We start from the raw sequence: 25,148 nt of genomic DNA, 5'->3' as shown, positions 1-25,148 counted from the left end.
GCAGGAATTTGTCAAGCTTTCTTGAATTAACCGGAGTGGATCTTAGCCGCCTTATCTGATCGTCTCGCGCTGAACGGACAAATCCAATGACCTCTTTCAATTCTTCTCGCGAAAGATTGGGATAATATGAAAGAAGCACAGCAATTCGGCCATCAGGATAGGCTGCAGCACTAACCTCGAACTCGTTGACGCAGCATGCATCTGCATGATTAGCTGAAGACGATGCATATTTTTCAGAACGACGGGGCATGGGATCAGAGCCATTTCCTTAATAGAGCCAAGGGCTCAACAATGAACGGAATATATCGCCTTAGTTGATTGGCTAATGCGAAGTTTAACGAAGTTAAAAACTTGTCTGAGGGCCCCTTCCACCTAGCAAATCAAGCATCGCCCGCTCATTAGGCTTTTCAGAAACATTTACTCTTCCATGTCCAAGATGCCGCAGCGGATCGGCGGCAGCTTCGGAGATGCAATAGGCGGTCCCCTGCCACTGCTCTCCGCAATCGGCTATGAGCTGAGCGACAATCCTACCCGCCTTCGCCGAGTGTATCAGAACTCCGTCCATCCAAGGCATGGCGGCCAATGCGGGAGTAATTGTGTTCGAAGGAGAGCGTAGACTTTCATAAACGGTGATCTGGCGAGCGGCATAACCTCTCTCGTTCAACGATAGCGCGAGTTCCACCGCAGGCTCAGCAGCACTATAGTAAATGATTTCAGAGCCTTTAGGCATGCGCTCCTTGATCAGTATCTCCAGATCAAGCGCATTTCCGTCGGCCGATTGCACCCGACGATAACCAGCATCTCGCGCCAGCTTCGCCGTTCGCTCGCCAACTGTAAAAACAGGCAGATCACGAAAGCGGCGGTCCAAGCGGTGGTGCTCGATAGCGTGAATGCTGGTAAACGCGAGCGCATCAGGTTGGGTAGATAGTGCCTCATGAGGCCTTGGCTTGATCGTGAGAAGAGGAATTGTGAGCGCCTTGTGCCCAATCCCCTTCAGCCGATGCGCGGTAAGCATGTTATACGGTGCTGTTCGAGTAACCCATATGAACTTCGGTCCCATGATGGCCTCTCAGACAAATTTAGCTAGCAAATATCCGCCCATGTGCCGCAGTCGCGAAGACTACTGCTCACGCACGCCTGTGAATCTCATCTTGTACACAGACGTTGGCGCCGATGGCGCCCAGTGGAGGCAGAAAGGAGGGAACGGCCCCGACGCGATCGGCGTCAGGGCTTAGGCGCGCGACAGCGCGCTGCTTCCAGACCGGCGCGCCGGTCTCTCGTGTTTCCTGCTAACGAACATCCGTCTAATGTAGAGTGCAGAGCAGGAAAGGCAAGCATGCATTCCCTCGACATCCGCAGCGGCAAGTTTTCGTGCCCGCTTTTCTTCTAAGTAAGACTATCGCCTGAACAGTGCTACAAAGGTCGGCGCAGTGGCCCTATCCGCTCCCCACTGGTGTTCAAACATCTGGCTGCGCGCAAACAACCCGTAATTTGAATGAACAATAGACTATCTTTCGTGCATCACCCTGACGATTTTAAGCTCTCGCTCGCGTCCATCACGATCCGGGCACAATATTGACTGCCCTTCCCTCAGGCCGATGAGACCAGCACCAACCGGCGTCAGGATAGATATTCGGCCGGATGAAATGTCGGCTTCTCGCGGATAAACGAGCCGGTAGCTGTGCGCCTTTTCTCCAGTCTCGTCGGTGAAATCGACCGTGGCGTTCATCGTCACAACGTCTTGGGGGATGCGCGCTGCCGAATGAATGTGAGCCCGCGCAGTTTCCTCTAGGAGAAGCTTGCTCACCTGCGGAATCCGTCTTTCAGCAGCGATTGCGAGATCAGTGATCGCGTCGGCTTCGGAATCGATCATATGGATAGGCGGGCGGCGACGCCCCTTCTTGCTGGTCATACACTTTGCTTTCCGGATGAGCGCTCACGCCCCTGTTGCGAGGCAAAGCTTGTTTTCGATCCGAGCCCCGAGTTCAGGGCACCAAGCACCGGAACCCGGGGCTACATGCCCGCGAGAAGCTGCCCCCCGTGGTGGCGAAAGCGATGATGAGAGTGACCGGCCTTCATTCTTCCATGATGCCGTTGTAGCCCGCTAATGTCAAACCTGACCGACAACATCCCGTAATGGAACACCGCCAATGACGGACCGCGCTTCAGGTGTGGGGCAGCCAGGCACAAATCCGCGGACGAGGCAAAGGCGAGACAAAGGCGGAAATCATCGCTATGTCGGACGGATGCTTTCTTCCTTATCTCTGAGGCGGCCGGAACTCGCAATCGATTTTGGCACTGCAAATTTGCGGGTAATTCATCGGGATGGCGGCATCCTTTTCGACGAACCCTCGCTTTGTTGCTTTGCCAATTTTCGAACTGATCCCCAACTCTTTGCAGCCGGCAGTGCGGCAGAGGCAATGGTCGATCGCACACCTCCAAGCCTGCAGGTGAGAAGACCCTTACGGCGGGGCGTTTTACAAGATATCGGCACTGCGGCCGAGCTGTTGCGATATGCTATCCGCCGCGCTCTGGGGCGCAGACAGATGGGAGGGCTCCGCGCGCTCATCGGCATTCCCGCGGACGCCACGCAAGCTGAACGACGAGCCCTCCTGACCGCGGCTGATGATGCCGGACTGGCTCCCGTACGTTTAGTTCATGAGCCACTTGTCGCCGCAATTGGCGCCGGGATCCAGATCAACAAGCCAGCGGGCGTGTTGCTGCTGGAATGTGGCGCGGGCACCACCGAGGTGGCGGTTCTTTCATTGGGCGGAATTTGCCTGACGCGCTCCGTTCGAATGGGAGGGGCCTCATTGAACAAGGCGATCGCCGATCATCTTCACCTTCGGCACAAGATTCTTGTTGGTGCGCCAACGGCAGAACGCATCAAAAGGAACTTCTCTTCCTTAAAAGGCGACTACCGCGCGAACGAGCTGATCGAAGTCCGCGGCCGGAGCCTTGTGTCCATGGCTCCGACGTCCTTAAACATTACCGCGTCAGAACTGGATCAGGTGATCGACAAGCACGTTAGGCAAATCATAGAAACCGTGCGGGACGTATTGAACCAAACGCCACCGGAACTCAGTGAGGATCTGCATGAACATGGCGCCTTGCTCACAGGTGGCGGTGCCTTGACGCCCCGTCTTGTTGAGACACTTCAGAAGGAGCTCGGTCTGCCAGTGCTTGTCGCTGAGGATCCGGCTCATTGTGTAGCGCGCGGTTTGCAGTCTGCCCTCCAAACTGCGCAAGGATAATCAAAGGAGAGAGGATTAATTGTGGTAGGTCCCAGCCGACGCCAATGAGGCATCATAACTGCAAAGAAATCCGCACATCAGTGCACTTCCAGACTAATACTGAAGACGCAGGCAACTACCCCGCGCTGCAATCCCCCCGTTCCGTTAAGCGCTTCCCAAAATTTCAGCTTACACTCGCAAATAGACCGATGGCTTCAACGTTATAGGCTTACGAGCATTTTTAGTGCTGCAAGCCACGCTTGACTTTCGAGCGCCGCCAGGGCGATAATGCCTTATGCGCAGTCTCTGCTCTCGTCGTTCTCGCGAACTTAACTCCGGCAGCATCGTCGCAGGCATTTAAGCCCCGGCCGGAGGCGTGCTGCCTTCGGACCGGGGTTTTTGGCTCTATGGATCCACTTTCAGCACATGCTGCTGGCCGGATCTTTCCTCTGCCATGACCGAGCGCAAAAGTTTTGGCCCTCAACAAGAATGGTCATAACTCGACCCTCGACACTTCTGCATCACAAAGCTCGCAACTCTGCCTGCTCCGTTGGGCAGGTGAAGAACGAAGCGCGCATGACCGAGTTGTATAAAAGATGATAAATAAGGTAATGACGGTAGACGAAATCATCGCCGAGCTAAGCGATGGCATGAGCATTGGACTGGGAGGCTGGGCTACGCGACGCAAGCCGATGGCCCTGGTGCGTGCAATAGCGCGGTCATCCCTGAAAGATCTTACGGTTATCGCAGGATATGGAGGCCCAGACGTTGGGCTACTCGCCGCTACCGGCAAGATCAGAAAATTGATCTTCTCGTTTGTAACCCTCGACCATATTCCGCTGGATCCGCATTACCGAGCGGCTAGGGAAAAAGGCGCATTCCAGGTTTGGGAAGTCGACGAGGGCATGTTCCACTGGGGTTTGCGTGCTGCGGCGATGAAACTTCCATTTTTGCCGACGCGCGTCGGGATCGGAACGGATGTGATCAATCAGCCTGGCTTCAAAATGATTACAAGCCCTTACCAGGATGAGGAAGAACTGGTGGCAATGCCGCCTATCACGCCTGACGTGGCACTCATCCACGCCCATCGTTCAGACGATCGTGGAAATATACTCAACCTCAGTGTCGATCCCATTTTTGACGAACTGCTCGTACGCGCTTCCGAGCGCAGCTACGTAACGGTCGAGAAAATAGTGTCAACGGCAGCACTGGATATGAAGACTAACAGTCGCTTCAATCTCGTTGAACGGGCTCTCATAACCGGCGTGGCGGAAGTGCCATTCGGCGCCCACCCAACAAGCGGATCTCCTGATTACGAGATCGACCTCGATCATCTCAGGCTGTACTCAAAAAGTGCCAGCTCTGCCGAACAATGGGACGACTACAAATCTAACTTCATCAATGTAGATGAAGCTTCGTATCTATCCGCCGTGGGCGGGCCGTCTAAAGTGTCCAGCCTACCAAAGCCGATTTACTGAAAGATCGTTGAACATGAGCAACTCAAGTCACCCCCTTTCGGAATTGATGATTACTGCCTGCGCTGAAGCTTGGCGGGATGCAGGTGAAATCATGGTGACCGGAATAGGCCCGATCCCGCGGATCGCGGCAGGTCTGGCAAAGCATACGTTTAGTCCCGCCATTCAGATTACGGATGGCGAGGCATGGTACACCTCCGAACCGCTTCCTCTAGGCCAAAGTCATCAACAACCCGTGTACGAAGGACCGGCAAATTACGACCGCGTGTTTTCAACACTTTGGAGCGGAAAGCGCCATGCGATGGTTACGCCGGTACAGATCGATCGCTACGGCCAGGCAAACATCAGCGTTATCGGGGATCATAAGAAACCTCGGACTGCCATGCTTGGCGTGAGAGGCTTTCCCGGCAATTCCATTTGCCACCCGAATAGCTTCTTTTTCCCGAAGCACAACAAACGTGTCTTTGTTGAAGGGGAGGTCGATTTCGTCTGCATGGCCGGATATAATCCTGATCGATACCCACGCGGACAAATGCCCAAAGGGCTTGATCTCAGATTGATTGTCACAGAGCTATGCGTCCTCGACTTCGGCGGAACTCATCATTCAATCCGTATCAGATCACTGCATCCAGGCGTCACGTTTGACGAGGTTCAGGACAATACGGGATTTCCTGTTACTTGCCCTTCTGCGCCAATCCCCACAACTTGCATGCCTACACCCGAGCAGCTGGCGATTATATCTCAACTGGATCCGGAGGAGAAAAGAAAGAGGTCATGAACGAAGTAGCATCTGGTTGAGGTGAGAATAAGGACGAATGAGTATTCTGCCGTGCCCTAAGAAGCGCGGCAGGTTTTCGTCGTCGATGCTTGTCGACCGATGCGCACCCTGCCGTTCGCGAAAGAGCGGCTTTTCGTCACCAAATGGTACAAGAAATATTCCTCGCGAGCAGGGACCTCAACGTTCCTGCGCGATCCCGAGAGCTGCCAGGGCGCTCAAAACTATTCCACGCCGGTGCCTGGAACTAAGCTTTTTGGCCGCGGGATACGCCTCCCGGCGGATGCGCCTGGCTACACGCAGTACCTCTGCAATAGATGGCTCGCGGTCCTCACTGATGCACCCAATGATAACGGGGTAAGGTGCGGGATGAACCGAAAAATCCTAATCCAATTGATCCATCTACCTCTCCTTTTCTCATTTTAAGAACTTTGGTCTCTATGCCACTTTCGACCAACCGGCCATAAAATCAATGCACCTAGGCCTGTATATACGACGACCATTTGCACAAAGGTACTCGCCGTCAGATGATGGCGCAAGCCGATCCAACCTAGGCAAAGCAGAAACGGGACACCAATTTCCGGGTGGTGTACGAGTTTGAAGGCGTTCCAGCTAAGATAACAAAGCAGGAATGCAGCGAGCAGGCTTCCGACAACGTCAACGAACGCGCCACCGAGGATCTCGAGCAGGGTCATGCGCTCCTCCACCGATCTGCCAAACGCCCGCCATTAAACTATATCGTCTTACGATACAGAATGCAAGGGCGTCACAGGCCTGCCTCTCGTCGTCCGCAAGCAGTTTGTCGCTGCTGATGCGCCTTATTCACCCCCATGGCGGTCATACACAACATCGAATTCGCTAAGGATATCGAGCAACAGAGGCTTCAATCTCCCTATTTCGTCACGATGCACTGCCGAAAGGTCGGCGAGGATCTCATACGCTCTGTCGGTGAGGCGCAGCATCGCACGCCGGCGATCATTGCTCGCTGCTTCGCGTGCAACAAGGCCCAAGGCTACCAAGCGATCCACAAGACCAGTCGCACTATGTGGTTTCAACACCAATCTTTCGGCCACATGCCCTACCGTGGCTTCGTCGGGAGAGGCGGCCCGAATTGCTAAGAGCACTTGGTGCTGCTGTGGCGTAAGCCCGACCTCGGCTGCTTGAACCTCGCTGAACGCCTGAAAATGGCGAATCGCGTGCCGAAACTTCGCCAATGCTGCATAGTCGGAATCTTGAAGTGGATCGGCTTTGGCACGCACATCATTCTCCACGGTTGTATATGATCGCACTACGATATAAATGCCCTCTCTCGCTGAGAAGGGCCAGTTATTTTAATGTCACCTACACCTGCACGCGCCATCGAACACCATAAACTGGGCGATCATAGCGTCGATCGACGCATGCTGCTGCTCGCGGCTATGGCCGTTGTGGTTGGCTCTGGCGGGGCCATGGGTGCCTGGATCCTTGTTAAGCTCATTGCCTTTGCTACCAATCTCTTCTGGTTCAGGCGCTTTTCCATCGACGAGGTACACATCACGGATGCTACCGTTGGTTTGTGGGTGGTCGCCGTACCTATTCTGGGAAGCCTCATCGTCGGGCTGATGGCACGTTTTGGTTCCGAAAAGATAAGGGGACATGGCATTCCCGAAGCGATCGAGACGATCCTCTTCGGCGAAAGCCGCCTTTCGGTCAAAGTCGCTCTGCTCAAGCCATTATCATCGGCCATTTCGATCGGCAGCGGAGGACCATTTGGTGCGGAGGGGCCAATTATCATGACCGGCGGCGCTATCGGATCCCTGTTCGCGCAATGCTTCCATCTGAGCGCTGCCGAACGCAAAACCTTACTTGTAGCTGGCGCAGCGGCGGGAATGACGGCAATATTCGGAACGCCGCTTGCCGCTATTCTGCTCGCCATCGAAGTCTTGCTTTTCGAATGGAAGCCGCGCAGCTTCGTGCCTGTGGTCGTCGCTGTGATGGTAGCCTTCGCTTTGCGCCCTCACCTGCTGGGCTCAGGCCCAATGTTCCCCATGGCAGGCCTTATTCCAAAAACGGACTGGGATTTGTTAGCAGCGGCAGCTGTGGGAATTGGAGTCGGTCTGCAGGCCACACTGCTTTCCAGCTCACTATACTATATCGAGGATCTCTTTCATAAGCTGCCCGTGCACTGGATGTGGTGGCCAGCGATCGGAGCGATTGCCGTAGGTGTGGGAGGTTTGATCGACGCCCACGTTCTGGGAGCTGGTTACGGCAACATCGATGCGTTGCTGAACGGCTCACTTACTCTGAGGGTCGCGATGGCGTTGCTTGTCGTCAAAGCTGTGGCCTGGCTGATCGCGCTGGGGTCTGGAACGTCTGGCGGTGTGCTCGCTCCCCTCCTCATCCTGGGCGGTGCAGCAGGCTTTCTCATGGGCCAATTTCTCCCAGGGGATGCGGGCTTCTGGGCTATGATAGGTATGGCGGGCATCATGAGCGGAGCGATGCGCGCCCCACTAACGGGCGCCATGTTTGCCGCTGAGCTCACTGCTCATTTCAGCGCCCTGCCGTTTACGGTGACGTCTGCGGCAGCAGCTTATGGTGTTAGCGTCCTTTTAATGAAGCGGTCTATCCTGACTGAAAAGATTGCCCGCCGCGGTCGCCACATACTTCAGGAATATACGGTCGATGCTCTCGACCTGCTGCAAGCAGGGCAGCTTATGACGGAGAATCCCGATACCTTGCCGGGATCCATGACCAAGTCGGAGGCGCTAAACTTCTTCTCGGGCGACGCCCGCCATCGCAGCTATCCCGTAGTAGATGAGGAGCAACGTCTCATTGGTCTGGTTTCAAGAACCGACGCTCTGCGCTGGCAGGTTGATCCCCGCGAAGCGGAGACTCCGCTCAGCGAAGCAATTTCAGACGCCGCACAACCGGTCGCCTTCGCCGACACTCCTTCGGGCGTCGTGGCGGACCTGATCATTGACAGCGGGATCGGGCGCATACCCATTGTCGAGAGAGACACACATCGCGTGATCGGCATACTCTCACGCCAGGATCTGCTCAAAGCGCGCGGTGCCCACAGGCAGGCGGAAACTGGCCGATCACGTTTCGTTTTCAAATCAGCACAGCAAAGCTCAACCAACCCAATTTCGAACTAAGGTGAAAAAGCGCCAACATTCCGCGAGTGCAACTCCGAACGCCATGATCATGACGCCGGCAGTTCGAAAGACTATGTCAGACCACCTTGTCATCAGATGCAAGAAGTCGGGATCTTGGCCGTTCTGATCGCCCGGTCCACCGGCGTAAAGCTGCGCAGCGAAATGGCGTGGGAAAATCGGGAAGCACCAGAACAAGGGTGAGAGCATTACCTGCAAAAACACAGCCAGGAATCTCGTCTTCCCTCATCTTAGAATAACAGCACAGTGCGCCACGCCTCCCATGTGGGCAACGCAACTTCTAAACCAGTAAACACATCCTGCTGCGCTTTACCCAGCCGCAGGTTCCGGCAATCTGCGCCTACGTGGCAGTAGCGATGATGGACTCTCTTAGTGGGACAAAAACAGGGCGGGACGGCGCTTGCTTGCGAGAAGATATTGGGTCGTACCCCCGAAAATGAACCGATGAAGCCGCGGGTGACCAAACGCACCTGCCACCAACAAGTTTGCGTCCATCTTCGTGACTGCCCCGATTATTGCCGGACCCGTGTCCTCTTCGGTATGCACCATCTGAGTTTCGACACGTATCCCCTGATCCAGAAGATACCGAACTCCTCGCGCTCCGCCGGACTGCGCCCTGTCATCGAGCACGGTAATGAGAACCACGCGGTCAGCATATCTGAGCAACGGGACGGCGCGACGCAAGGCTCGAGAGGCTTCCCTGCCGCCATCCCATGCGATTGCCATAGTGCCGCCCATCACGGGCGGCCTGTCGGCAAGGAAAGCGGGCCGCCGTTCATCAAGCAAAATCTGCTGGAATGCGCCAGCGAATAGGCCATTACCCTCGGCAGCCGCTCGGTCCCATATCACGACGTCGGCTAAGCGCACAGCGGACCTAAGACCGAGCCAGTCATCGGTGATCACTTCCTCGAACAGCGTTTTAGGATAGTCCAGTTCCGTGAGGAGACGGCGGCAAGTAGCCCTGACCTTGTCCGTCTCCTCTTCGATGGCGGTGACAGCCATCTCGGTCACACTTAGTCCGCCTTCCAGCGGCACCCAGTTAAACAGACTGGTCGGCGATGGCGCGGCGAATACCACTGAGATCGTCGCACCAAATCGGGTGGCAAGGGCTTTAGCGAAGGACAGCGTATCTGCATCACTTCTGGCCCCCAGAACGGGCACCAATATGTTGGTCCAGGCCATCATATCCTCCTTCGAACGCTAACCACTCCGACAATATCTCGAGAGAGGCTGCACGCCTCGCTGCGGAACGAGAGCATGATCATCATGGGCTAGATTTCTCTGCGCACAAGCGAATGCTATTGCCGCTTAACGACAAAGATTTTGCTATGTTGGTTTGCCATCCCTCGAGCGGCGTGTCGGCGAGGTTTGTTGAACGGCCAGCAATTCCCAGAATCATTCAGCAAAATGCTTGCTGTGAAGCATGAATAATATTCGTTTGCCTCATGGCTGGGTGATGCGCACACCTGAAGGAGCCTCAACGGCGTGCTGGGCCATCGTCTTGAAGACCCAGTGCCAGGAGAAGAAGCTGTACCTTAAGGAACGAGCGCTTGTCTGCAAATGAACTTTCTGGGAACATCCTCACCCCGGACCAATGGACTCTGGTCGAGAAAATAACCCACTCACTCGATGGAATGCAGGCGCGTTGGCTCAGCGGCTATTTCGCCGGGCTTGAAGCCGGTCTCCGAACCCCGCAGCCGCATTCGACTGCCTCAGCAGCGGCACGCACGCTTACTATTCTTTACGGCACCGAGACCGGCAATGCCGCTGAGGTTGCCAGGACGCTCTTGGCCTCCGCTATCGACAAGGGACTGAGCTGCACCCTGTGCGATATGGCAAACTATAAAGTTCGTCAGCTTGGTCAGGAGCAGGATCTGCTGATCATCGTCAGCACATATGGTGAAGGCGACCCGCCACAGCCAGCAACGGGCTTCTTTGAGTTTGCCGAAGGGCGCAAAGCGCCCAGTCTCGAAGAGGTTAGGTTCGCCGTGCTCGCACTCGGCGATTCAACCTATGAATATTATTGTCAGGCAGGAAAACGGCTTGATCAGCGCTTCGAGGAACTCGGTGCCAAGCGCCTCACCCCCCGTGTCGACTGCGATGTGGATTTTGAAGAACCTGCGAAAGCCTGGATCGCGTCCATACTCAATGCGCTTGTGGCCGAAGCCACGGGAGACCGCCTACCCACCGCCAATCTGTTCAGTACAGTCGCCTGCGCGCCCACAGCGACTTACGACAAACGCAACCCTTTCCCAGCTACGATCATCGAGAAAATCGCGATCGTTGGCCGCGGCTCATCCAAGGAAACCCGGCACCTTGAATTCTCACTGGCAGGCTCTGGCCTCACCTACGAACCCGGCGATGCTTTGGGCGTCGCGGTCCAGAACGATCCCGCCATCGTTGCCGAGTTGCTAGATGCGGTCGGGCTTTCTGCCGAAGCCGATCTTGAGCTGAAAGGTAGCCACTGCACCCTCGGTGAAGCTTTGACCTCGCGACTCGAAATCACGGCAGCAACACCGCGCTTCATTGATTTTTGGGCCCTCGTCAGCGGTGCGCCGCTGCTCAAGCAGTTGCAGGATGAGGACCGCGCCGGTGATCGTTCGGTGTTTCTGCGCACGCACCATCTGATCGATCTGGTCCGCCGTTTCCCCGTGCAAGGCATCAAAGCGCAGAGTTTTATCTCGGCACTTCGGCCGCTTCAGCCACGTCTCTATTCCCTGGCTTCGAGCCTTAGCGCAGCACCCAACGAAGCTCATCTCACGATCGCGCCGGTTCGATACACCCTACACGGTGTCCGGCGCAGCGGGGTTGCCTCCGGCCTGCTTGCGGATCGGGCGCATATCGACAGCGCTTTGCCTGTGTACATCCAGAGCAATCAGCACTTCCGGCTGCCCGCAGATGATGCGCCGATCTTGATGATCGGAGCTGGAACAGGCGTCGCGCCCTATCGAGCTTTCCTGCAAGATCGTGAGGCGAAGGGTGTCTCCGGCAAAAGCTGGCTGTTCTTTGGCGAGCGAAACTTTCGCACCGACTTTCTATACCAACGCGAGTGGCAGAGTTGGCTGAAGGACGGGACGCTAACGCGCATGGACGTCGCCTTCTCACGTGATAGCGCTGACAAAGTCTATGTTCAGCACCGTTTGAAAGAGCAGAGCCACGAAATCTTCGCTTGGCTTGAGGAAGGAGCGCATGTTTACGTCTGCGGCGACGCCGCCAATCTTGCACCTGACGTCCACAATGCTCTGGTCGATATTGTGGCACGTGAAGCTCATACGGGCCGCGAGGCAGCTGAGGATTATGTCCGCTCCCTCCAGGCCGATCACCGCTACCAGCGCGATGTCTATTGAAGAGGCCGGATATGCCCGATGAAACCGTCATTGACCGTACGCGCGACCTGTCGCAGCCACTTAAAAGGCTCAGTTCGGATGAGCGCATGAAGGACCGCAGTGACTATCTGCGCGGTACGATCGCCGAAGGCCTACTCGACCAGATCACCGGGGCAGTCCCCTCCTCTGACGACGTGAAGCTGATGAAGTTCCACGGAATCTACCAGCAGGATGATCGCGACCTGCGCGATGAACGTCGGCGCCAGAAGCTCGAACCTGCCTACCAATTCATGATCCGCGTTCGGTTGCCCGGCGGCGTGTGCACGCCGGCGCAATGGCTGAAACTTGATGCACTTGCCCGCGCGCACGGCGGCGAAACGCTGCGCATCACGACTCGCCAGACCTTTCAGTTCCATTGGGTCTTGAAAGACCGTCTGCGGCCGATCATCCAAGGTTTGCACGAGACGCTGCTCGACACTGTAGCGGCGTGCGGCGACGACAGCCGCGGCGTGATGTGTACGGCAGATCCCCAGAGCTCACGCTATCATGCTGAGGTCGCAGCCCTGGCAAAGCGCGTCAGTGACCACGTCATTCCCAAAACCCGAGCCTATCACGAGATCTGGTATGGCAGCGAGCGTATCGGCACGTCAAAGGCGGAGGAGCCATTTTACGGCCGCACATATCTACCACGTAAGTTCAAGATCGGTTTCGCGCTGCCACCGTCGAACGATATCGATGTTTATGCACAGGATCTCGGGCTGATTGCGATCGCCGATGAAGAGCAGCTGATCGGGTTCAACGTCGCTATCGGCGGTGGCATGGGCCGCACCGACCAGGCCCCCGAAACCTATCCACGGCTTGCCAGCGTAATTGGATTTGTGCCCGTCGACAGTGTTATCACCTGTGTCGACGCGGTCATGGCAGTCCAGCGCGACTACGGTGATCGGCAAAACCGCCAACGCGCTCGCTTCAAATATACGATTGACGACAAGGGCCTAAACTGGGTCAAGGTCGAAATTGAGCGGCGCATGGGCTTCGTGTTCGAAGACGCGCGTGCATTCCAGTTCACCTCGAACGGCGACAGCTATGGCTGGAATGCTACGCCTGATGGTCGCTACCACCGAACGCTTGTCATCGAAAATGGACGTCTTGACCTCAAATTGCTCGACGCGCTCCGCGACGTCGCTCGGGTGCACCAAGGGACATTCAGGCTAACAGCAAACCAAAATCTAATCGTCGCCGGCGTCGAGGCAGACAAACGAGCCGGGATCGACGCCATATTAGCTGAACATCTGCCGAATATCGGTCAAGTTTCGGCAATACGGCGGAGCGCTATCGCCTGCGTCGCTCTGCCAACCTGCGGACTCGCGATGGCCGAAAGTGAGCGCTATTTGCCTTCTCTGCTGAGCAAGATCGAGGCGATCCTTGCCGAGCATGGTCTTTCAGACGATCCGATTACGATCCGGATGAGCGGCTGCCCGAATGGATGCTCGCGCCCCTATATTGCCGAAATTGGGCTGACTGGGCGTGCGCCCGGGAAGTATAATCTTTATTTTGGCGGCGGCTTTCACGGCGAACGCCTGAACCGCATGGTCCGAGAGAATGTCGGGGAAGCAACGATCCTGAAAGTTCTGGCCGACGCCCTCGCACGCTATGCTCGTGAACGACTACCCGAGGAGCGTTTCGGAGATTTCACCATTCGCGCCGGCATCGTGCGCGAAGTCACAGAAGGGCGTTTTTTCAATGACTGATCGCACAGACGACAATCCGCGCCCCCAGACTGTCACGGCTGCCTACGGCGTGGCAAGTGACTCCACATTCGGTGCTGTCGCACCCCCTCTCTACCTCTCGAGCACCTATGAGTTCGCCGGCTACGATGAGCCCCGCGTCTACGATTATGGTCGAGCAGGAAATCCCAATCGGGAGCTGCTGAGCGACGCTCTTTCCAAACTCGAAAGGGGAGCTGGAGCAGTCATCACTTCGAGCGGAATGGCCGCGCTTGATCTCCTTGTCGGCAGACAACGGCCCGACGATCTGATCCTTGCCCCGCATGACTGCTATGGTGGCACCATGCGGCTTCTTAAGGCGCGTGCAGATCTTGGCCACTGCGGTGTCCGGTTTGTCGACCAGTCCAACATGAGCGCATTTGAAGCGGCATTGGAGGAAGTACCCGCGCTCGTCCTTGTTGAGACCCCAAGCAACCCCTTGATGCGAGTCGTCGATATTGCTGCCCTCTCGCGCAAAGCACGGTCAGCGGGCGCAGCGGTCGCGGTCGACAACACCTTCCTGTCACCCGCGATCCAACGCCCTATCGAACTCGGTGCGGATTATGTGATTCACTCCACGACCAAATATCTGAATGGCCATTCAGACGTGATCGGGGGAGCGATTATCGCAGCCGACCCAGCGCAGGTAGAGCAACTGCGGCATTGGGCGAATGTGGTCGGCAGCGCCGGCGCTCCCTTCGATTCATGGCTGACGTTGCGTGGCCTGCGCACGCTCTTTCCCCGGATGGAGCAGCAGCAAATCAACGCGATGGCGGTTGCCCAATTCCTCGAGAACCATCCTGCTGTGGCGAAGGTTCACTACCCGGGCCTGCCAACACATCCAAGCCATGCGATCGCTTCGCGGCAGCAGCGCGGATTCGGCGCGATGCTAAGTTTCGAACTGCACGGCGGCGCTCTCTCCGTGCGCCGGTTCCTCAGTGCCGTGCGGTTCTTCACACTCGCAGAGTCCCTCGGCGGCGTTGAAAGCCTTGTGGCTCATCCGGCTACGATGACGCACGCTGACATGGGCGAGGATGCGCGTGCCACCGCGGGCATCACCGACAGCCTCTTACGGCTTTCCGTTGGTCTGGAGGCGGAACGGGATCTACTCGCCGGCCTTGATGAGGGCCTTGCAGCCTGCAGCGGCTAATAGACTCAAAAGCACGAGAATGAAGGACCAACAACGATGCCCATATACGTATTCATAGTCGATTTCTTCGCTATAATCCTCGCGATTGTGGGCTTTTCAATGGCTTTTCGCCAGCCATTCGTCAGGCGCCTGATCGGCCGGTCCCCCCCTCCTCCCTCTGCGATCGTGGCCGCGAATAGCGACGAGGAGCCGATAACCTACGTCCTGCGTATTGCGGGGGTGATGGTGATGGTCTTCGGCATCGCGATCGGCATGATGGTGACCTTGTTCAATCTGGCTCAGCTCTAACGAATGGTGATAGAAGGTGATCATGATGGAAAGCGCTGCAGCCCCGCTCGCCCCGGATTGGCATGTGGCACAATGGTTCAATAGCTCAAGCCCACTTGATCTTGAGAGCCTGCGTGGCAAGGTCGTCGCTCTTCATGCCTTTCAGATGCTGTGTCCGGGCTGCGTCATGAATAGCCTTCCGCAAGCGCAGCGCATCGCTGAGAACTTCGATCCGGGGGATCTGGCCGTCATCGGCATCCACACCGTGTTTGAGCATAATGAGGTAATGACGACCCAAGCACTGGCTGTCTTCATTCGCGAATTCCGGCTGACCTTTCCTGTGGGCGTCGATCTTCCTGGTGCGGGTCCAATCCCGAAGACCATGGCCGCCTATGGGATGCAGGGGACGCCGACACTTGTCCTGATCGACCACCGCGGCCGCCTGCACAAGCATACATTCGGAACGGAGGACGACATCCGCGTCGGGGCCGACATCGGCTTGCTCCTAGCAGAACGGGAACGGTCCGATGCCCAGTGAAGGTGACGATACCATCGATCCTCGCCAGCTTGCAGACGCGGTCCGTTACATCGCGCTCCGCCACCGTGTCGATGATGGCCCACTGGAAATTTTAGCAGAAGAGGTCGTGCACGACCGCTTTCGGACTCGCGTCACGCTAAACGAAGAAAAGCGCAGAGACTGCATAATCGAGATCTGCCGCCAGGTCCGGCTCCTGCTTGCAAGCGGATCCGTCATCGACGCTATTGATGAAGCGTCGATCGAGTCCTTTCCTGCTAGTGACCCACCCGCCTGGATCGGACGCAAACCATCGGAAGGCAGGCGATGAGCACGCTTCGCATCAAGCGCATATATGACCCCGCGGTTCCTACTGACGGCTTCCGTGTTTTGGTGGATCGACTTTGGCCACGAGGCGTGTCCAAGACAAGGGCAGCTCTCGATCTATGGCTGAAGGAGATTGCACCGTCAGCGGAGCTGCGTGAGTGGTTCGACCATGAGCCAGCCCGTTTCGATGAATTTGCCGAAAAATATCGCGCCGAACTGATGAACAACGTCGAGCCGGTCAAACAGCTTTGTGGCATCGTCAAATCCCGTAACACCACGCTTCTCTACGGTGCGCACGATCGGCATATCAATCAGGCTGTCGTGCTGGGAAAATTCCTTGCCAAACACGGAGTTCGTTTCAAAACGAACGGCTGAAGGACTTTCAACCAAAATGATCTTTTGGCGAACCTCGCCCTCTAACAGTACACAGGCCCGTTCTGCAAAGTAACGATATCGATAAATGTTGTGAAATCTTCAAGATCTGCAGGCGCAACCGCCGGATCTCCTCACGATACACAACCCAGGATGTCACGCGTCCCTGCCGGTGGCTTGTGCAACGAACGCTTGACCCATATCCAACGATGAAGGCTCGGTTCAGACCGCGATCTTGGCGGCGACATGAAGCCCCTCACGAATACGGTCCATCACCCCGGGATCGGCTTTGGTGGAGTGCACAACATAAGCCGAATAGGAAAATTCAGGACTGTTTTGGACCAGCGCAAGACGGTTGTCCTCGAGGTAGGGCCGCACAAAGCCTTTCCGGAAATATCCGCTGCCACCTGCCGCTAGAATGTATTCCAATGCTAAAGGACCATAGCTGATCGAAACGACAGCATTAGGATGATCAGGGAATGCTGCTTGGAAACTCGCCGCAAACTCGTCGCCCCAATCAATCTGCACATGGTCCTGCGGCGAGAGTGGAGCAGCAGTGGGTGGAGTTCTCACCATCACCAGCTTTTCTTCGAACAGCAGCTCAGCGACCACGCCTGGCCGATGCGGCGCGGCGTAGAGAATCGCGACATCAAGTGATCCATCTTGGACCTGCTCCATTAGGTTCTCAGCTGCGTCGATCTGTGTTCGAACCGCAATCTCAGGACACTCGCGCCGCATCCAAAGCAGCCAGTGGCGAAGAAGCGGGTTCCAGAGGCTAAGCTCCACTCCCGCCGTGACTACGGTCTCCCGACCCGGTGGCAGAGCGACTGCGCGTTGGGCGCGGGCCCAGACTTGGACCAGCGTGGTAGCGAACCTAAGGAACTGCTCGCCAGCAGGGGTCAGTTTGGCTCCAGCCTTGTTGCGGATGAATACCGCACAATCGAGCTGCTCCTCTAAAACCCGGATGCGGGCGCTGACTGCGGTTTGGGTGAGATTGAGATTGGAGGCGGCACCTACAAAGCTGCCGGTCTTCACCACCTCGAGAAAAGTCCGCGCAATGGCGATGTCCATGCAATGATTTCCTTACGCTTAATGCGTATTCATATGTGATCTGGAGGGGCCATAGCGATGGATTTGCGCTCGCTCAAGGCCGCTGCAGCAGCGATCTGAGTGCCTGATAATCTCGGGACCTCGAAAGGAATTTGCCCTACGAACCGCAGGTTTGTGGCGCCCGCGTTAGCCCTGCACCTTCTCAAAAATGGCGGGGCATACCGCCTTGGCAGCTTGGCGTTGACATGGAGGAACAACGCGACCGGTGGTTTCAATGGCCGGGATGTTCAGGATCAAGGAGGCCAGCGGCTTTCCGGACATTGTCTTGATGACTTTCCAGCATCTCTTTCAGGGCGCGGTGCAGATGCTCGTCGCGGACGCGCGGCAGCAACTTTTCAAGCTTGCGGATGACCCATGCCTGGCCACGATTGAGGAGCGCCAGCCGATCATAAGGTTCCGAGACCGCCAGCGCCTTTTCCCGAAATGCACCGGTTCTGCGAGATGGTGTCGCTTCAAGCTTACGGATTTGCTCTGCCAGCATAGCGCACCAACGTGCTTCATCGTCACGGACCACGAGCATGAGCTCGGTGTATGCGGGCGGGGCCGATATAAGGCTGCTGGCAAGCGCAACTTTAGCGCCCGCTCGCTCGGCTTCAAGCAACGCATTAAGCTCGTTCAGAAGTTCATCGCGGCCGATGTAGCCCATATATATGTCGTCACCCTCGGCCATATAGCAGACCGGAGACGACGGCTCGTTTGAGATCATGGATCACCTGTCACACTGAAACCAGAGCAGCCTCCCGGAGGCCTGTTCGGATGCGGTCCATCACCTCTTGATCGGCTTTGGTCGAATGAACCACATAGGCGGAGTAGGAGAACTCAGGGCTATTCGGAACGAGCGCAAGTCGTCCCTCGTCAAGATAAGAACGAATGAAGCCCTCGCGAAAGTAGCCGCTCCCGCCAGTAGCAAGGATATAATCGAGGGCTAACGGACCATAACTGATCGACACCACGGCATTGGGTTCGTCGGGAAAGGCCGCCTGGTGACTCGCGGCAAATTCCTCGCCCCAATCCACCTGCACATGATCCTCTCGCGCGAGAGGCAGATCGGTCGGTGTCGTGCGAACTAAAACCAGCTTCTCTTCAAAGAGGAGTTCCGCAATGATTCCTGGTCGGCTCGGGGCCGCATAAAGCACAGCAACATCCAGCGAGCCTTCTTGAACCTGCTCCATGAGGCGTTCAGACCCATCGATATGCGTACGCACAGCAATTCCTGGGCATTCGCGCCGCATCCAAAGAAGCCAGTGTCGCAAGAGGGGACTCCATAAACTAAGCTCGGCTCCCACAGTCACCACCGTTTCCCGTCCCGGCGGCAAAGCCACTGCTTGTTGAGCCCGGGCCCAAACCTGAACCAAAGTGGTTGCAAATCGCAGGAACTGCTCTCCGGCGGGGGTTAGTCTCGCGCCAGCCTTATTGCGGACAAACAGCGGCCCATCTAGTTGCTCCTCCAACACGCGGATGCGAGCACTAATCGCCGTCTGGGTTAAATGGAGATTGGCCGCCGCACCTACGAAGCTGCCGGTTTTCACCACTTCCAAAAAGGTGCGGGCGACGCTGATATCCATCCAGCAAACTCCTTATTCCTATAGCGCAATAATATTCGTTTGCTTCATATATCCTAACTGACCGATATTGCCCGCGCAAGGGACATGCAGCCTAAGGCTGAAATTTCGTAGTTCGAGCAGGATGCAAGATGAGACATCCAAGATCATTCAGGCCCGAGCACCCGCGTAGAAGCTGCCAGCAGTATGCAGCAATATGGACACTACCTATTCTTCTGATCATCATAGGTATCGGTGTGTTGTGTTTCCGGACTCGAATAGTTTCCAGCACCGAAATCGGCATTGTGGCGATTGTGTTCTTCGCTGGCGTTTGCGTTGGCATCGCCGCCGGACTCTTTAATTGGTCAAGGCTGGACAATGCACGTGAAAGATCAAATGAAATCCCACCTCCGTTCGATATAGCCTCAGTTTGGCCGCCAGACTCCCAACTATCAAACCCTTCGATCCGCAAGGATGGCAATCAGGGGCCCGGTCAGCGATGAAGCAGACTGAGGTGACGCGGAGGGATCATGGAACTCGATCAGAATAAGAGAAGAGCGGGATCTCCCCGCCACAGCCTGTTACTGGAGTCACGGTGACAGAAGCTATACGGTCGATCCTATTATTGATGGGGCTGCTCACAAGTGGTCCGACCAGCAGAGGACCACAGTTTAGGCTTGCCTCGGCGGTAGCAGTATTGCGTCGGGCGTGAGCAGGGCGATAATTTATAACAAGGTTGTTGTGGTAAAGTATGAATATCATTCATTTGCTTGATGCTTTTATTCACTCCACAATGGGCTGGCCATCGTGAAGGAGTGTCCATGACCATCCAGCTTGGGCAGATTGCCCCCGATTTCGAAGAGAACAGCACACATGGCGTCCTACGGTTCCACGACTGGCTTGGGTCAAGCTGGGGCGTATTATTCAGCCATCCCAAAAATTTCACTCCAGTGTGCACCACTGAGCTCGGCGAGGTTGCCAAGCTTCGGCCCGAATGGGACAAGCGCAACGTCAAGCCGATCGGACTTTCCGTCGATCCGGTAGAAGCACATCGCCGATGGGAGAGCGACATAGAGGAAACACAGGGCGCGAAGCTCTATTTTCCAATGATCGCAGATCCCGACGCCCGAGTTTCTACGCTGTACGATATGATCCATCCTGAGAGCGATCCGACTGTCACGGTTCGTTCGGTGTTTGTCATAGACCCATCGCGCAAGGTTCGTCTCATCCTGACCTATCCGCCATCGACCGGGCGTAATTTCGCAGAAATCCTGCGTGCAATTGACAGTCTTCAGCTTACAGACGCGCGCAGCATCGCCACACCTGTCAACTGGAAGCCGGGCGAGCCTGTGGTGATCTCGCCCAAACTATCTAATGAAGAGGCCTCACGCCTGTTCCCACAAGGCTACAAGACTTTGAAACCATATTTGAGAGTCGTCGACCTCGAGGAAGCTGCTCAATGACGGATTTTGGGGAAAAGTCGGCAGACGCAATGCACGCGGCCACTAAGCGCGACAACAGTGATGACCTGACTGCCCTATTCACCCGCAACCGAGCATGGGCTCAATCCAAGACCTTGGCTGATCCTAGCTTCTTCAGCCGGCTTGTTGACCAGCAGAGGCCCAGCTACTTTTGGATAGGCTGTTCAGACAGCCGCGTGCCCGCGACTGAAATTGTAAACCTCGATCCCGGCGAGATGTTCGTACATCGCAACGTTGCCAATCTTGCGATCGAGGATGATCCCAATTTCGCATCGGCGTTACAATTCGCAATCGATGTGCTGCGCGTTCGACACGTCATAGTAGTGGGTCACTACGGCTGTGGCGGCGTTCAGGCTGCCATGGCACCTGACACTCACGATGCAATCGGCGATTGGCTCGCCCCCGTAAGGGCGGTGCATCATCAGCATCCCTGCGAAGCCGCGCCCACGCAAGCGGACGCTGACGCCCTCTGCGAACGCAACGTCGTCGCCCAGGTAAAAGCCCTCACAAGCAACCGTATCGTGCGCGCCGCGTGGGAAGCGCAAGCTGACGTGACACTGCACGGATGGATCTACGCAATCAGCGATGGATTGTTGCGCACTGTGTGCGAGCCCGTCTCTCGACACGCCGAAGGTCTGCCACGACACGACAACGTGAAGCCCGCAAGATGAGCATGCCTCGTTCCTCCTCATATTCGGATACCGACACCCGCACCGTAGCATTGGCTGGCGCCATCGCAGCCTGCAGACGAGCCACGGCGCCGAGCCGTGCGCTGGATGCACAGATCGCCTTGGCTGTGTTTCCATCCCTGATTGAACTGCAGGATGCAGACACCGGGATCTGGATTCAAGCCGACGGCACACGCGTGCGTGCCCTACGCTATTCAGAAGCCCGCTCGGCTGCCGCAACACTCGTCCCTCCAGGCTTTTGGATCGAAGAAACTGGCGCGAGTACGGCCGTACTAGGCCCGGACGGCACGTGGGCGGACGGACATAGAGATCATGTAATTGCGCTCTGCATCGCTGCTTTGAGCGCGCGCCTTGCCGGAGCCGCACGTGATCACTAACCGTCGAGTCGCGCTACAATTTTTCGACTGCTGGCCCGCTACGTCCACTTCTCCTAAGTCTGGAGATTAGCTGTGACGAAAAAATACGCGGCACATTACCTATTTCAATCTGCTGGAGATGAAACGAGATGCTGATCGATGTCTTCAATGGCCGCGACCATAAGAATGCCACACCCGCTGGCCGCTTCCATTTTTTGCGCCCCCCCACACCGGGAGAGCGAGTTGAACTCAACGGCAAGATCCTAGTTGTGACACGTGCGTGGCATCAACCGGGGATCTGCTACGCTGGAGCTAAATTCGCCATTCTGATCAGCGATCAAATTCCGGCAACGGCGACATCAGAGCCCGCGTTCCCCGTCCATGACGAGGTACGTGAGGTTATTCAGCCGTAAAGTAGCTGATGCGGATTCCAAAACACATCCACGGGCAAGCGCTGGTAGTGAAGACCTAGCACGCATTTAAAACCATCGATTCATCGCTGAACCCACCGTTATTTTGCGTTCCCTAGCGGAGTTCACCGCTTTTCCTTTTGGGAAAAAGACTGTTTAAATTTCCTTCGCTGGGTAATAGTCTTCTATCATTATCTGCTCAGAGTTTAAGCATCTTGCTAAACGAGGTTATGCCACCGTCTCAGCATTTCGCTCCTGCATCCCTAAATATGTCGAGGGTACTCCAGCACGCAGTTCAAAGCGGCACGACCCGCTTAAGTTGAGCGTCCACAAAGCGAAATACGCCGTGATGTCGATTACCTCTCTCAAGATTTCAAATGGGATGCTTTGTGAGTGAATCGAGTGCAGGCGGCACGCCCATCAGGAGAAGGGCGACGCCTCAGATATATAAATATAGTCCTCTATATAATATTGTAAAATGTTTAGTTTGAACTTCAAATGATAGTAGATCCTCGATTGATATGGACTAAGCTATATTTCTTTGGTGACTATTATTGGTTTCTTACACTGACTAGATACGATCTCGAAACAAGATCGTTTTCGGTGGTAATAAAGCTTGTGAGGCGCGCTTGTTAAAACGACTGCTCGGCAAACTATCATTACCTTCTAAAACTTGTGCTGAAACTCGAGCGATAGAGGAGATCGGCAACCCTTGGGAGCCGATGGATCTTCGACGTCGACGCATGATTTTCACGTCTGTGAAGCTAAATGATAGGACAGTATCTGCTTTGGTGGATAGTGGCACCTCTAGATCGATCATTAACGCTAGCTTGGCGAGAGAATTAGGACTTGTACCTCTTGGGAAAACTTCAACTACATCCTTTACCCGTAGAGTGTCGGGGCTAAGCTATCGTGCGCAAACTATCGAGGCCGCCGGCACGATCGTCCACGATTTGCCCATCGACAGCTATGGAGCGGCAGACTTAGACGCTCTGTCCGGTCAACGCATTCCCTTGATCGTTGGGCGCGACGTGCTTCGAATAATCGATGTCGAGGTAGATTTCATCGGGGACCGCGTCCGTTGGCTCAAAAAGCAACAAGATACGGATTTTAGAGCCGATTTCACACTGCCCCTGCAGGGTGAGCGCGCTGCCTTTCCGTCGATCGATCTTACACTGGAAGGAAGGCAACGAGTAAGAGCGCTACTTGATTTAGGGAGCGACACGCCGATCACCGTCGCGGCGGATTATGCACGGGAGCATGGGCTGCTTTATGAAAGGATTCAGTCTTCGCCCGTATCTATCGGCCTGGAAGGCGTCCTTACCAATATCGCATTTTCACTTCGCACGGTTCAAATCGGCGAGATCGAACTACATGATGTTCCGGTCCATGCAGTGGAGAATTGGAAGCTAGCAGAGCCCATATCGTTGGGCTGGCCCTTGTTTCACTCGTTTCACATGATTTTGAGTTTAGGTAGAAAGTCACTTCAAGCGGCAGTGGACCGACACATACTGGCTTCCGAGATCCAGAGAGACAGACTCGGGATCTCTGGCCGCCGCGAAGAAAAGAAGCTGGTTTTCTCCCATGTCGCACAAGGAAGTCCAGCATGGCAGGCAGGATTGCGCGTCAATGATGCGGTGGTCAGTGTCGACGGGCGCTCAATCAGTCGTAATTATCCGATACCTGGCTAACGATTAGGTTTTCGCCCTCCGGGTAGCAGCATTGTTCTTGAACTTTCTAGTGGACGGATAATACACTTGACACTGGCAAATTATTTTTGAACTTTTTTAGGCGGGAAGTATAAGACATCATGATCCATCAAATTATGATAGGGTCAGCGATGATTTAGTTGGTACGTTACTACAATAACGCATGGTAAGTAAGCCGATCCAATTCACCAGCTTTTCATTTGGACATTAGTGAATTTACCCTGCTTGGGGCGCAAGTAGGAATGTCGCCTCATTCGCTCACTTCGGGCATACGTCGTCACGGCGGCTATGACACTCACCAGCCGTGGCTGGGGCAGTTTTAGCGCTCCCACGCTGCGATAAGCCAGTCTTTCGAATACCAATCTCCCGTCTCCGGCTGAGACAGCCGATTCTGTTGGCAAACCTTTGCGGGCACCGTCTTCCTTTTTGCCGGTTCATCTAGATGCCAAGATGGAATGGTCGGCATCACGAGCCGCGGCGGGAGCGGGAAAGAAGAGATCAAATGTTGTTCCGACACCCAGTGCGGTGTCGACACTTATTGAGCCGCCGACCTGCTTCATAAAAGCATCAACTTGAGGGACCCCCAACCCGGTACCTGCTCCAGCCTTGGTGGTGAAGAATGGGTCAAAAATTCTGCCACTCACGTCCGTATCCATGCCCGTCCCGTTATCTCTCACTCGCACGCGTATATAGCGCTGAGGCTCGTGATCGAGTGACAAAGATCGAGAGATCAAGGCAGTGCTAATATCGATAATCCCACCATTAGGCATCGCATCTCGAGAGTTGACGACAAGATTCATTATTGCTGCATTGAATTGTGAAAGTTCCAAATCGATATCGGGTACTTCGGAACCTAGCTGCATTAAAATTCGAATGTCGGATCCAGCAGCATATTGCAACAGCGATTGCAATCGCCCCAGAGCATCATTGACATTCTGCGCGCGAACGTCGCAATCATGGCCGCTCGCAAAATCTAGCAGACGTGCTGTCATCCGGAATCCGCGTTCTACCCCCTCCTGAGCTCCCGTTAGAAAGCCGCCAAGCGCTGAAGGGTCAGAAGCGTTTCGTTCAGCCAAACGTACAGCTGCGGAAATCACCCCAAGAACGTTCCTAAAGTCGTGCACGAACCCTCGACTCATTTGGCCAAGAATAAGCATTCGCTGGGTATCATCGGGTTTCTGTATGCGATCGGTACTGCCCGACTGCTCACTGTCGTGCGCGGTGTTTAGAGCCCCGCAATCGGTCGGTAGCCTGTTCGCCTCGTCGACCAGCATATAACAGTCCTTTTGCTGCCGTTTGATGTTAGGGACCGTTCACATTCCCTTTGACTGCGAAGTTGCTCCTCCTATTAGGAAAAGTCTAATTAATATTATTGCGCTTCAATACAATGTTCTTGCTTGGATATGCTTTCGCCGTTCACCTTTAGTTTTGCAGAGCTTTTGCAGTCTAAAAATTTGCAGGAAAAGGGTGACGGCTGGCTGGATCCGATGAACAT

At 55.5% G+C, this 25,148-nt stretch carries 24 protein-coding genes; 15 read left to right on the top strand and 9 right to left on the bottom strand.

Annotated elements, in window-relative coordinates:
- Positions 1–343: 343 nt before the first annotated feature.
- Together FHS54_RS06420 and rnk are read right to left on the bottom strand one after the other, a co-directional pair.
- Entirely contained in the window at positions 344–1,015 is a 672-nt protein-coding gene (locus tag FHS54_RS06420) for a uroporphyrinogen-III synthase (RefSeq protein WP_167302982.1), read from the bottom strand.
- A gap of 492 nt (positions 1,016–1,507) precedes the next feature.
- Positions 1,508–1,912 (bottom strand): nucleoside diphosphate kinase regulator, encoded by a 405-nt coding sequence (gene rnk, locus FHS54_RS06415; protein WP_167302981.1) that lies wholly within the window; start codon positions 1,910–1,912, stop codon positions 1,508–1,510.
- Between the two features lie 238 nt (positions 1,913–2,150).
- Between rnk and mreB the strand changes: the two genes are divergently transcribed.
- The 3 genes from mreB (at position 2,151) to FHS54_RS06400 (ending at position 5,486) form a co-directional block, all read left to right on the top strand.
- Positions 2,151–3,254 carry a rod shape-determining protein gene (mreB, locus tag FHS54_RS06410; RefSeq protein WP_341785948.1) on the top strand — a complete coding sequence of 368 codons (1,104 nt, stop codon included), beginning with the start codon at positions 2,151–2,153 and terminating at the stop codon, positions 3,252–3,254.
- A gap of 590 nt (positions 3,255–3,844) precedes the next feature.
- On the top strand, positions 3,845–4,711 hold the full coding sequence (locus FHS54_RS06405; RefSeq protein WP_243855679.1) for a CoA transferase subunit A: 867 nt from the start codon (positions 3,845–3,847) through the stop codon (positions 4,709–4,711).
- A 13-nt stretch (positions 4,712–4,724) separates the two neighbouring features.
- Entirely contained in the window at positions 4,725–5,486 is a 762-nt protein-coding gene (locus FHS54_RS06400; RefSeq protein WP_167303585.1) for a CoA-transferase subunit beta, read from the top strand.
- A gap of 419 nt (positions 5,487–5,905) precedes the next feature.
- Here the strand turns inward: FHS54_RS06400 and FHS54_RS06395 are convergent, their stop codons facing one another.
- A complete protein-coding gene (locus FHS54_RS06395; protein ID WP_167302979.1) occupies positions 5,906–6,178 on the bottom strand; it encodes a hypothetical protein in 273 nt (90 codons plus the stop codon).
- Between the two features lie 123 nt (positions 6,179–6,301).
- Entirely contained in the window at positions 6,302–6,742 is a 441-nt protein-coding gene (locus tag FHS54_RS06390) for a MarR family transcriptional regulator (protein WP_167302978.1), read from the bottom strand.
- A 75-nt stretch (positions 6,743–6,817) separates the two neighbouring features.
- Here FHS54_RS06390 and FHS54_RS06385 point away from each other — a divergent pair, with 75 nt between their 5' ends.
- Positions 6,818–8,617 carry a chloride channel protein gene (locus FHS54_RS06385; protein ID WP_167302977.1) on the top strand — a complete coding sequence of 600 codons (1,800 nt, stop codon included), beginning with the start codon at positions 6,818–6,820 and terminating at the stop codon, positions 8,615–8,617.
- Positions 8,618–9,004: 387 nt separating this feature from the next.
- Here FHS54_RS06385 and FHS54_RS06380 read toward each other — a convergent pair whose 3' ends face one another.
- The gene (locus FHS54_RS06380) at positions 9,005–9,820 is read right to left on the bottom strand and encodes a universal stress protein (RefSeq protein WP_243855678.1); all 816 of its coding nucleotides are present in this window, start codon (positions 9,818–9,820) and stop codon (positions 9,005–9,007) included.
- A 365-nt stretch (positions 9,821–10,185) separates the two neighbouring features.
- Between FHS54_RS06380 and FHS54_RS06375 the strand changes: the two genes are divergently transcribed.
- The 7 genes from FHS54_RS06375 to FHS54_RS06345 are packed head-to-tail and all read left to right on the top strand — an operon-like array spanning position 10,186 to position 16,360.
- Positions 10,186–11,982, top strand: coding sequence for an assimilatory sulfite reductase (NADPH) flavoprotein subunit (locus FHS54_RS06375; RefSeq protein WP_167302976.1), 1,797 nt, complete (start codon positions 10,186–10,188; stop codon positions 11,980–11,982).
- An 11-nt stretch (positions 11,983–11,993) separates the two neighbouring features.
- Positions 11,994–13,712 carry an NADPH-dependent assimilatory sulfite reductase hemoprotein subunit gene (locus FHS54_RS06370; RefSeq protein ID WP_167302975.1) on the top strand — a complete coding sequence of 573 codons (1,719 nt, stop codon included), beginning with the start codon at positions 11,994–11,996 and terminating at the stop codon, positions 13,710–13,712.
- Complete coding sequence (gene metB, locus FHS54_RS06365) at positions 13,705–14,877, top strand: cystathionine gamma-synthase (protein WP_167302974.1); 1,173 nt, start codon at positions 13,705–13,707, stop codon at positions 14,875–14,877. The genes FHS54_RS06370 and metB overlap by 8 nt, the downstream gene beginning before the upstream one ends.
- A 36-nt stretch (positions 14,878–14,913) precedes the next feature.
- Positions 14,914–15,165 carry a hypothetical protein gene (locus FHS54_RS06360; protein WP_167302973.1) on the top strand — a complete coding sequence of 84 codons (252 nt, stop codon included), beginning with the start codon at positions 14,914–14,916 and terminating at the stop codon, positions 15,163–15,165.
- Between the two features lie 22 nt (positions 15,166–15,187).
- Entirely contained in the window at positions 15,188–15,682 is a 495-nt protein-coding gene (locus tag FHS54_RS06355) for a redoxin domain-containing protein (RefSeq protein ID WP_243855707.1), read from the top strand.
- On the top strand, positions 15,672–15,989 hold the full coding sequence (locus FHS54_RS06350; protein WP_167302972.1) for a hypothetical protein: 318 nt from the start codon (positions 15,672–15,674) through the stop codon (positions 15,987–15,989). Before FHS54_RS06355 ends, FHS54_RS06350 begins: the two co-directional genes overlap by 11 nt.
- Positions 15,986–16,360, top strand: coding sequence for a DUF488 domain-containing protein (locus tag FHS54_RS06345; protein ID WP_167302971.1), 375 nt, complete (start codon positions 15,986–15,988; stop codon positions 16,358–16,360). The genes FHS54_RS06350 and FHS54_RS06345 overlap by 4 nt, the downstream gene beginning before the upstream one ends.
- A 219-nt stretch (positions 16,361–16,579) precedes the next feature.
- On the opposite strand, the gene FHS54_RS06340 is transcribed toward FHS54_RS06345, so the two are convergent.
- From FHS54_RS06340 to FHS54_RS06330, 3 genes are all read right to left on the bottom strand, one after another.
- Complete coding sequence (locus tag FHS54_RS06340; RefSeq protein ID WP_167302970.1) at positions 16,580–17,428, bottom strand: LysR family transcriptional regulator; 849 nt, start codon at positions 17,426–17,428, stop codon at positions 16,580–16,582.
- A 250-nt stretch (positions 17,429–17,678) separates the two neighbouring features.
- Entirely contained in the window at positions 17,679–18,113 is a 435-nt protein-coding gene (locus tag FHS54_RS06335) for a DUF6306 domain-containing protein (RefSeq protein WP_243855677.1), read from the bottom strand.
- Positions 18,114–18,183: 70 nt separating this feature from the next.
- Positions 18,184–19,032: a LysR family transcriptional regulator gene (locus tag FHS54_RS06330; protein ID WP_167302968.1), complete on the bottom strand. Its 849-nt coding sequence runs from the start codon at positions 19,030–19,032 to the stop codon at positions 18,184–18,186.
- 797 nt (positions 19,033–19,829) lie between these two features.
- On the opposite strand from FHS54_RS06330, the gene FHS54_RS06325 reads away from it, so the two are divergent.
- The 4 genes from FHS54_RS06325 to FHS54_RS06310 all read left to right on the top strand — a co-directional run bounded on the left by FHS54_RS06325 (position 19,830) and on the right by FHS54_RS06310 (position 23,635).
- Positions 19,830–20,471 (top strand): peroxiredoxin, encoded by a 642-nt coding sequence (locus FHS54_RS06325; RefSeq protein WP_167302967.1) that lies wholly within the window; start codon positions 19,830–19,832, stop codon positions 20,469–20,471.
- Positions 20,468–21,160 (top strand): carbonic anhydrase, encoded by a 693-nt coding sequence (locus FHS54_RS06320; RefSeq protein ID WP_243855676.1) that lies wholly within the window; start codon positions 20,468–20,470, stop codon positions 21,158–21,160. Before FHS54_RS06325 ends, FHS54_RS06320 begins: the two co-directional genes overlap by 4 nt.
- A 523-nt stretch (positions 21,161–21,683) precedes the next feature.
- Positions 21,684–21,947 carry a hypothetical protein gene (locus FHS54_RS06315; RefSeq protein WP_243855675.1) on the top strand — a complete coding sequence of 88 codons (264 nt, stop codon included), beginning with the start codon at positions 21,684–21,686 and terminating at the stop codon, positions 21,945–21,947.
- 626 nt (positions 21,948–22,573) lie between these two features.
- Positions 22,574–23,635: an aspartyl protease family protein gene (locus FHS54_RS06310; RefSeq protein WP_243855674.1), complete on the top strand. Its 1,062-nt coding sequence runs from the start codon at positions 22,574–22,576 to the stop codon at positions 23,633–23,635.
- Positions 23,636–24,087: 452 nt separating this feature from the next.
- Here FHS54_RS06310 and FHS54_RS06305 read toward each other — a convergent pair whose 3' ends face one another.
- Complete coding sequence (locus tag FHS54_RS06305) at positions 24,088–24,927, bottom strand: two-component system sensor histidine kinase NtrB (protein WP_243855673.1); 840 nt, start codon at positions 24,925–24,927, stop codon at positions 24,088–24,090.
- Positions 24,928–25,148 lie beyond the last annotated feature (221 nt).

This window comes from Sphingobium vermicomposti, assembly GCF_011762025.1.
GTDB lineage: Bacteria > Pseudomonadota > Alphaproteobacteria > Sphingomonadales > Sphingomonadaceae > Sphingobium > Sphingobium vermicomposti.
Note: the sequence above shows the minus strand (reverse complement) of the source record. Positions and strands in the feature narration are given on the sequence as shown.

Bases quoted from the DNA above. Each gene is read 5' to 3' on its own strand.
- FHS54_RS06350 (WP_167302972.1), top strand. From the start codon at position 15,672: ATGCCCAGTGAAGGTGACGATACCATCGATCCTCGCCAGCTTGCAGAC.
- FHS54_RS06355 (WP_243855707.1), top strand. From the start codon at position 15,188: ATGATGGAAAGCGCTGCAGCCCCGCTCGCCCCGGATTGGCATGTGGCA.
- FHS54_RS06420 (WP_167302982.1), bottom strand. From the start codon at position 1,015: ATGCTTACCGCGCATCGGCTGAAGGGGATTGGGCACAAGGCGCTCACA.
- rnk (WP_167302981.1), bottom strand. From the start codon at position 1,912: ATGACCAGCAAGAAGGGGCGTCGCCGCCCGCCTATCCATATGATCGAT.
- FHS54_RS06315 (WP_243855675.1), top strand. From the start codon at position 21,684: ATGCTGATCGATGTCTTCAATGGCCGCGACCATAAGAATGCCACACCC.
- FHS54_RS06380 (WP_243855678.1), bottom strand. From the start codon at position 9,820: ATGATGGCCTGGACCAACATATTGGTGCCCGTTCTGGGGGCCAGAAGT.
- FHS54_RS06305 (WP_243855673.1), bottom strand. From the start codon at position 24,927: ATGCTGGTCGACGAGGCGAACAGGCTACCGACCGATTGCGGGGCTCTA.
- FHS54_RS06395 (WP_167302979.1), bottom strand. From the start codon at position 6,178: ATGACCCTGCTCGAGATCCTCGGTGGCGCGTTCGTTGACGTTGTCGGA.
- FHS54_RS06330 (WP_167302968.1), bottom strand. From the start codon at position 19,032: ATGGATATCAGCGTCGCCCGCACCTTTTTGGAAGTGGTGAAAACCGGC.
- FHS54_RS06405 (WP_243855679.1), top strand. From the start codon at position 3,845: ATGACGGTAGACGAAATCATCGCCGAGCTAAGCGATGGCATGAGCATT.
- FHS54_RS06325 (WP_167302967.1), top strand. From the start codon at position 19,830: ATGACCATCCAGCTTGGGCAGATTGCCCCCGATTTCGAAGAGAACAGC.
- FHS54_RS06360 (WP_167302973.1), top strand. From the start codon at position 14,914: ATGCCCATATACGTATTCATAGTCGATTTCTTCGCTATAATCCTCGCG.
- FHS54_RS06335 (WP_243855677.1), bottom strand. From the start codon at position 18,113: ATGGGCTACATCGGCCGCGATGAACTTCTGAACGAGCTTAATGCGTTG.
- FHS54_RS06370 (WP_167302975.1), top strand. From the start codon at position 11,994: ATGCCCGATGAAACCGTCATTGACCGTACGCGCGACCTGTCGCAGCCA.
- FHS54_RS06320 (WP_243855676.1), top strand. From the start codon at position 20,468: ATGACGGATTTTGGGGAAAAGTCGGCAGACGCAATGCACGCGGCCACT.
- FHS54_RS06400 (WP_167303585.1), top strand. From the start codon at position 4,725: ATGAGCAACTCAAGTCACCCCCTTTCGGAATTGATGATTACTGCCTGC.
- mreB (WP_341785948.1), top strand. From the start codon at position 2,151: ATGACGGACCGCGCTTCAGGTGTGGGGCAGCCAGGCACAAATCCGCGG.
- FHS54_RS06385 (WP_167302977.1), top strand. From the start codon at position 6,818: ATGTCACCTACACCTGCACGCGCCATCGAACACCATAAACTGGGCGAT.
- FHS54_RS06345 (WP_167302971.1), top strand. From the start codon at position 15,986: ATGAGCACGCTTCGCATCAAGCGCATATATGACCCCGCGGTTCCTACT.
- FHS54_RS06340 (WP_167302970.1), bottom strand. From the start codon at position 17,428: ATGGACATCGCCATTGCGCGGACTTTTCTCGAGGTGGTGAAGACCGGC.
- metB (WP_167302974.1), top strand. From the start codon at position 13,705: ATGACTGATCGCACAGACGACAATCCGCGCCCCCAGACTGTCACGGCT.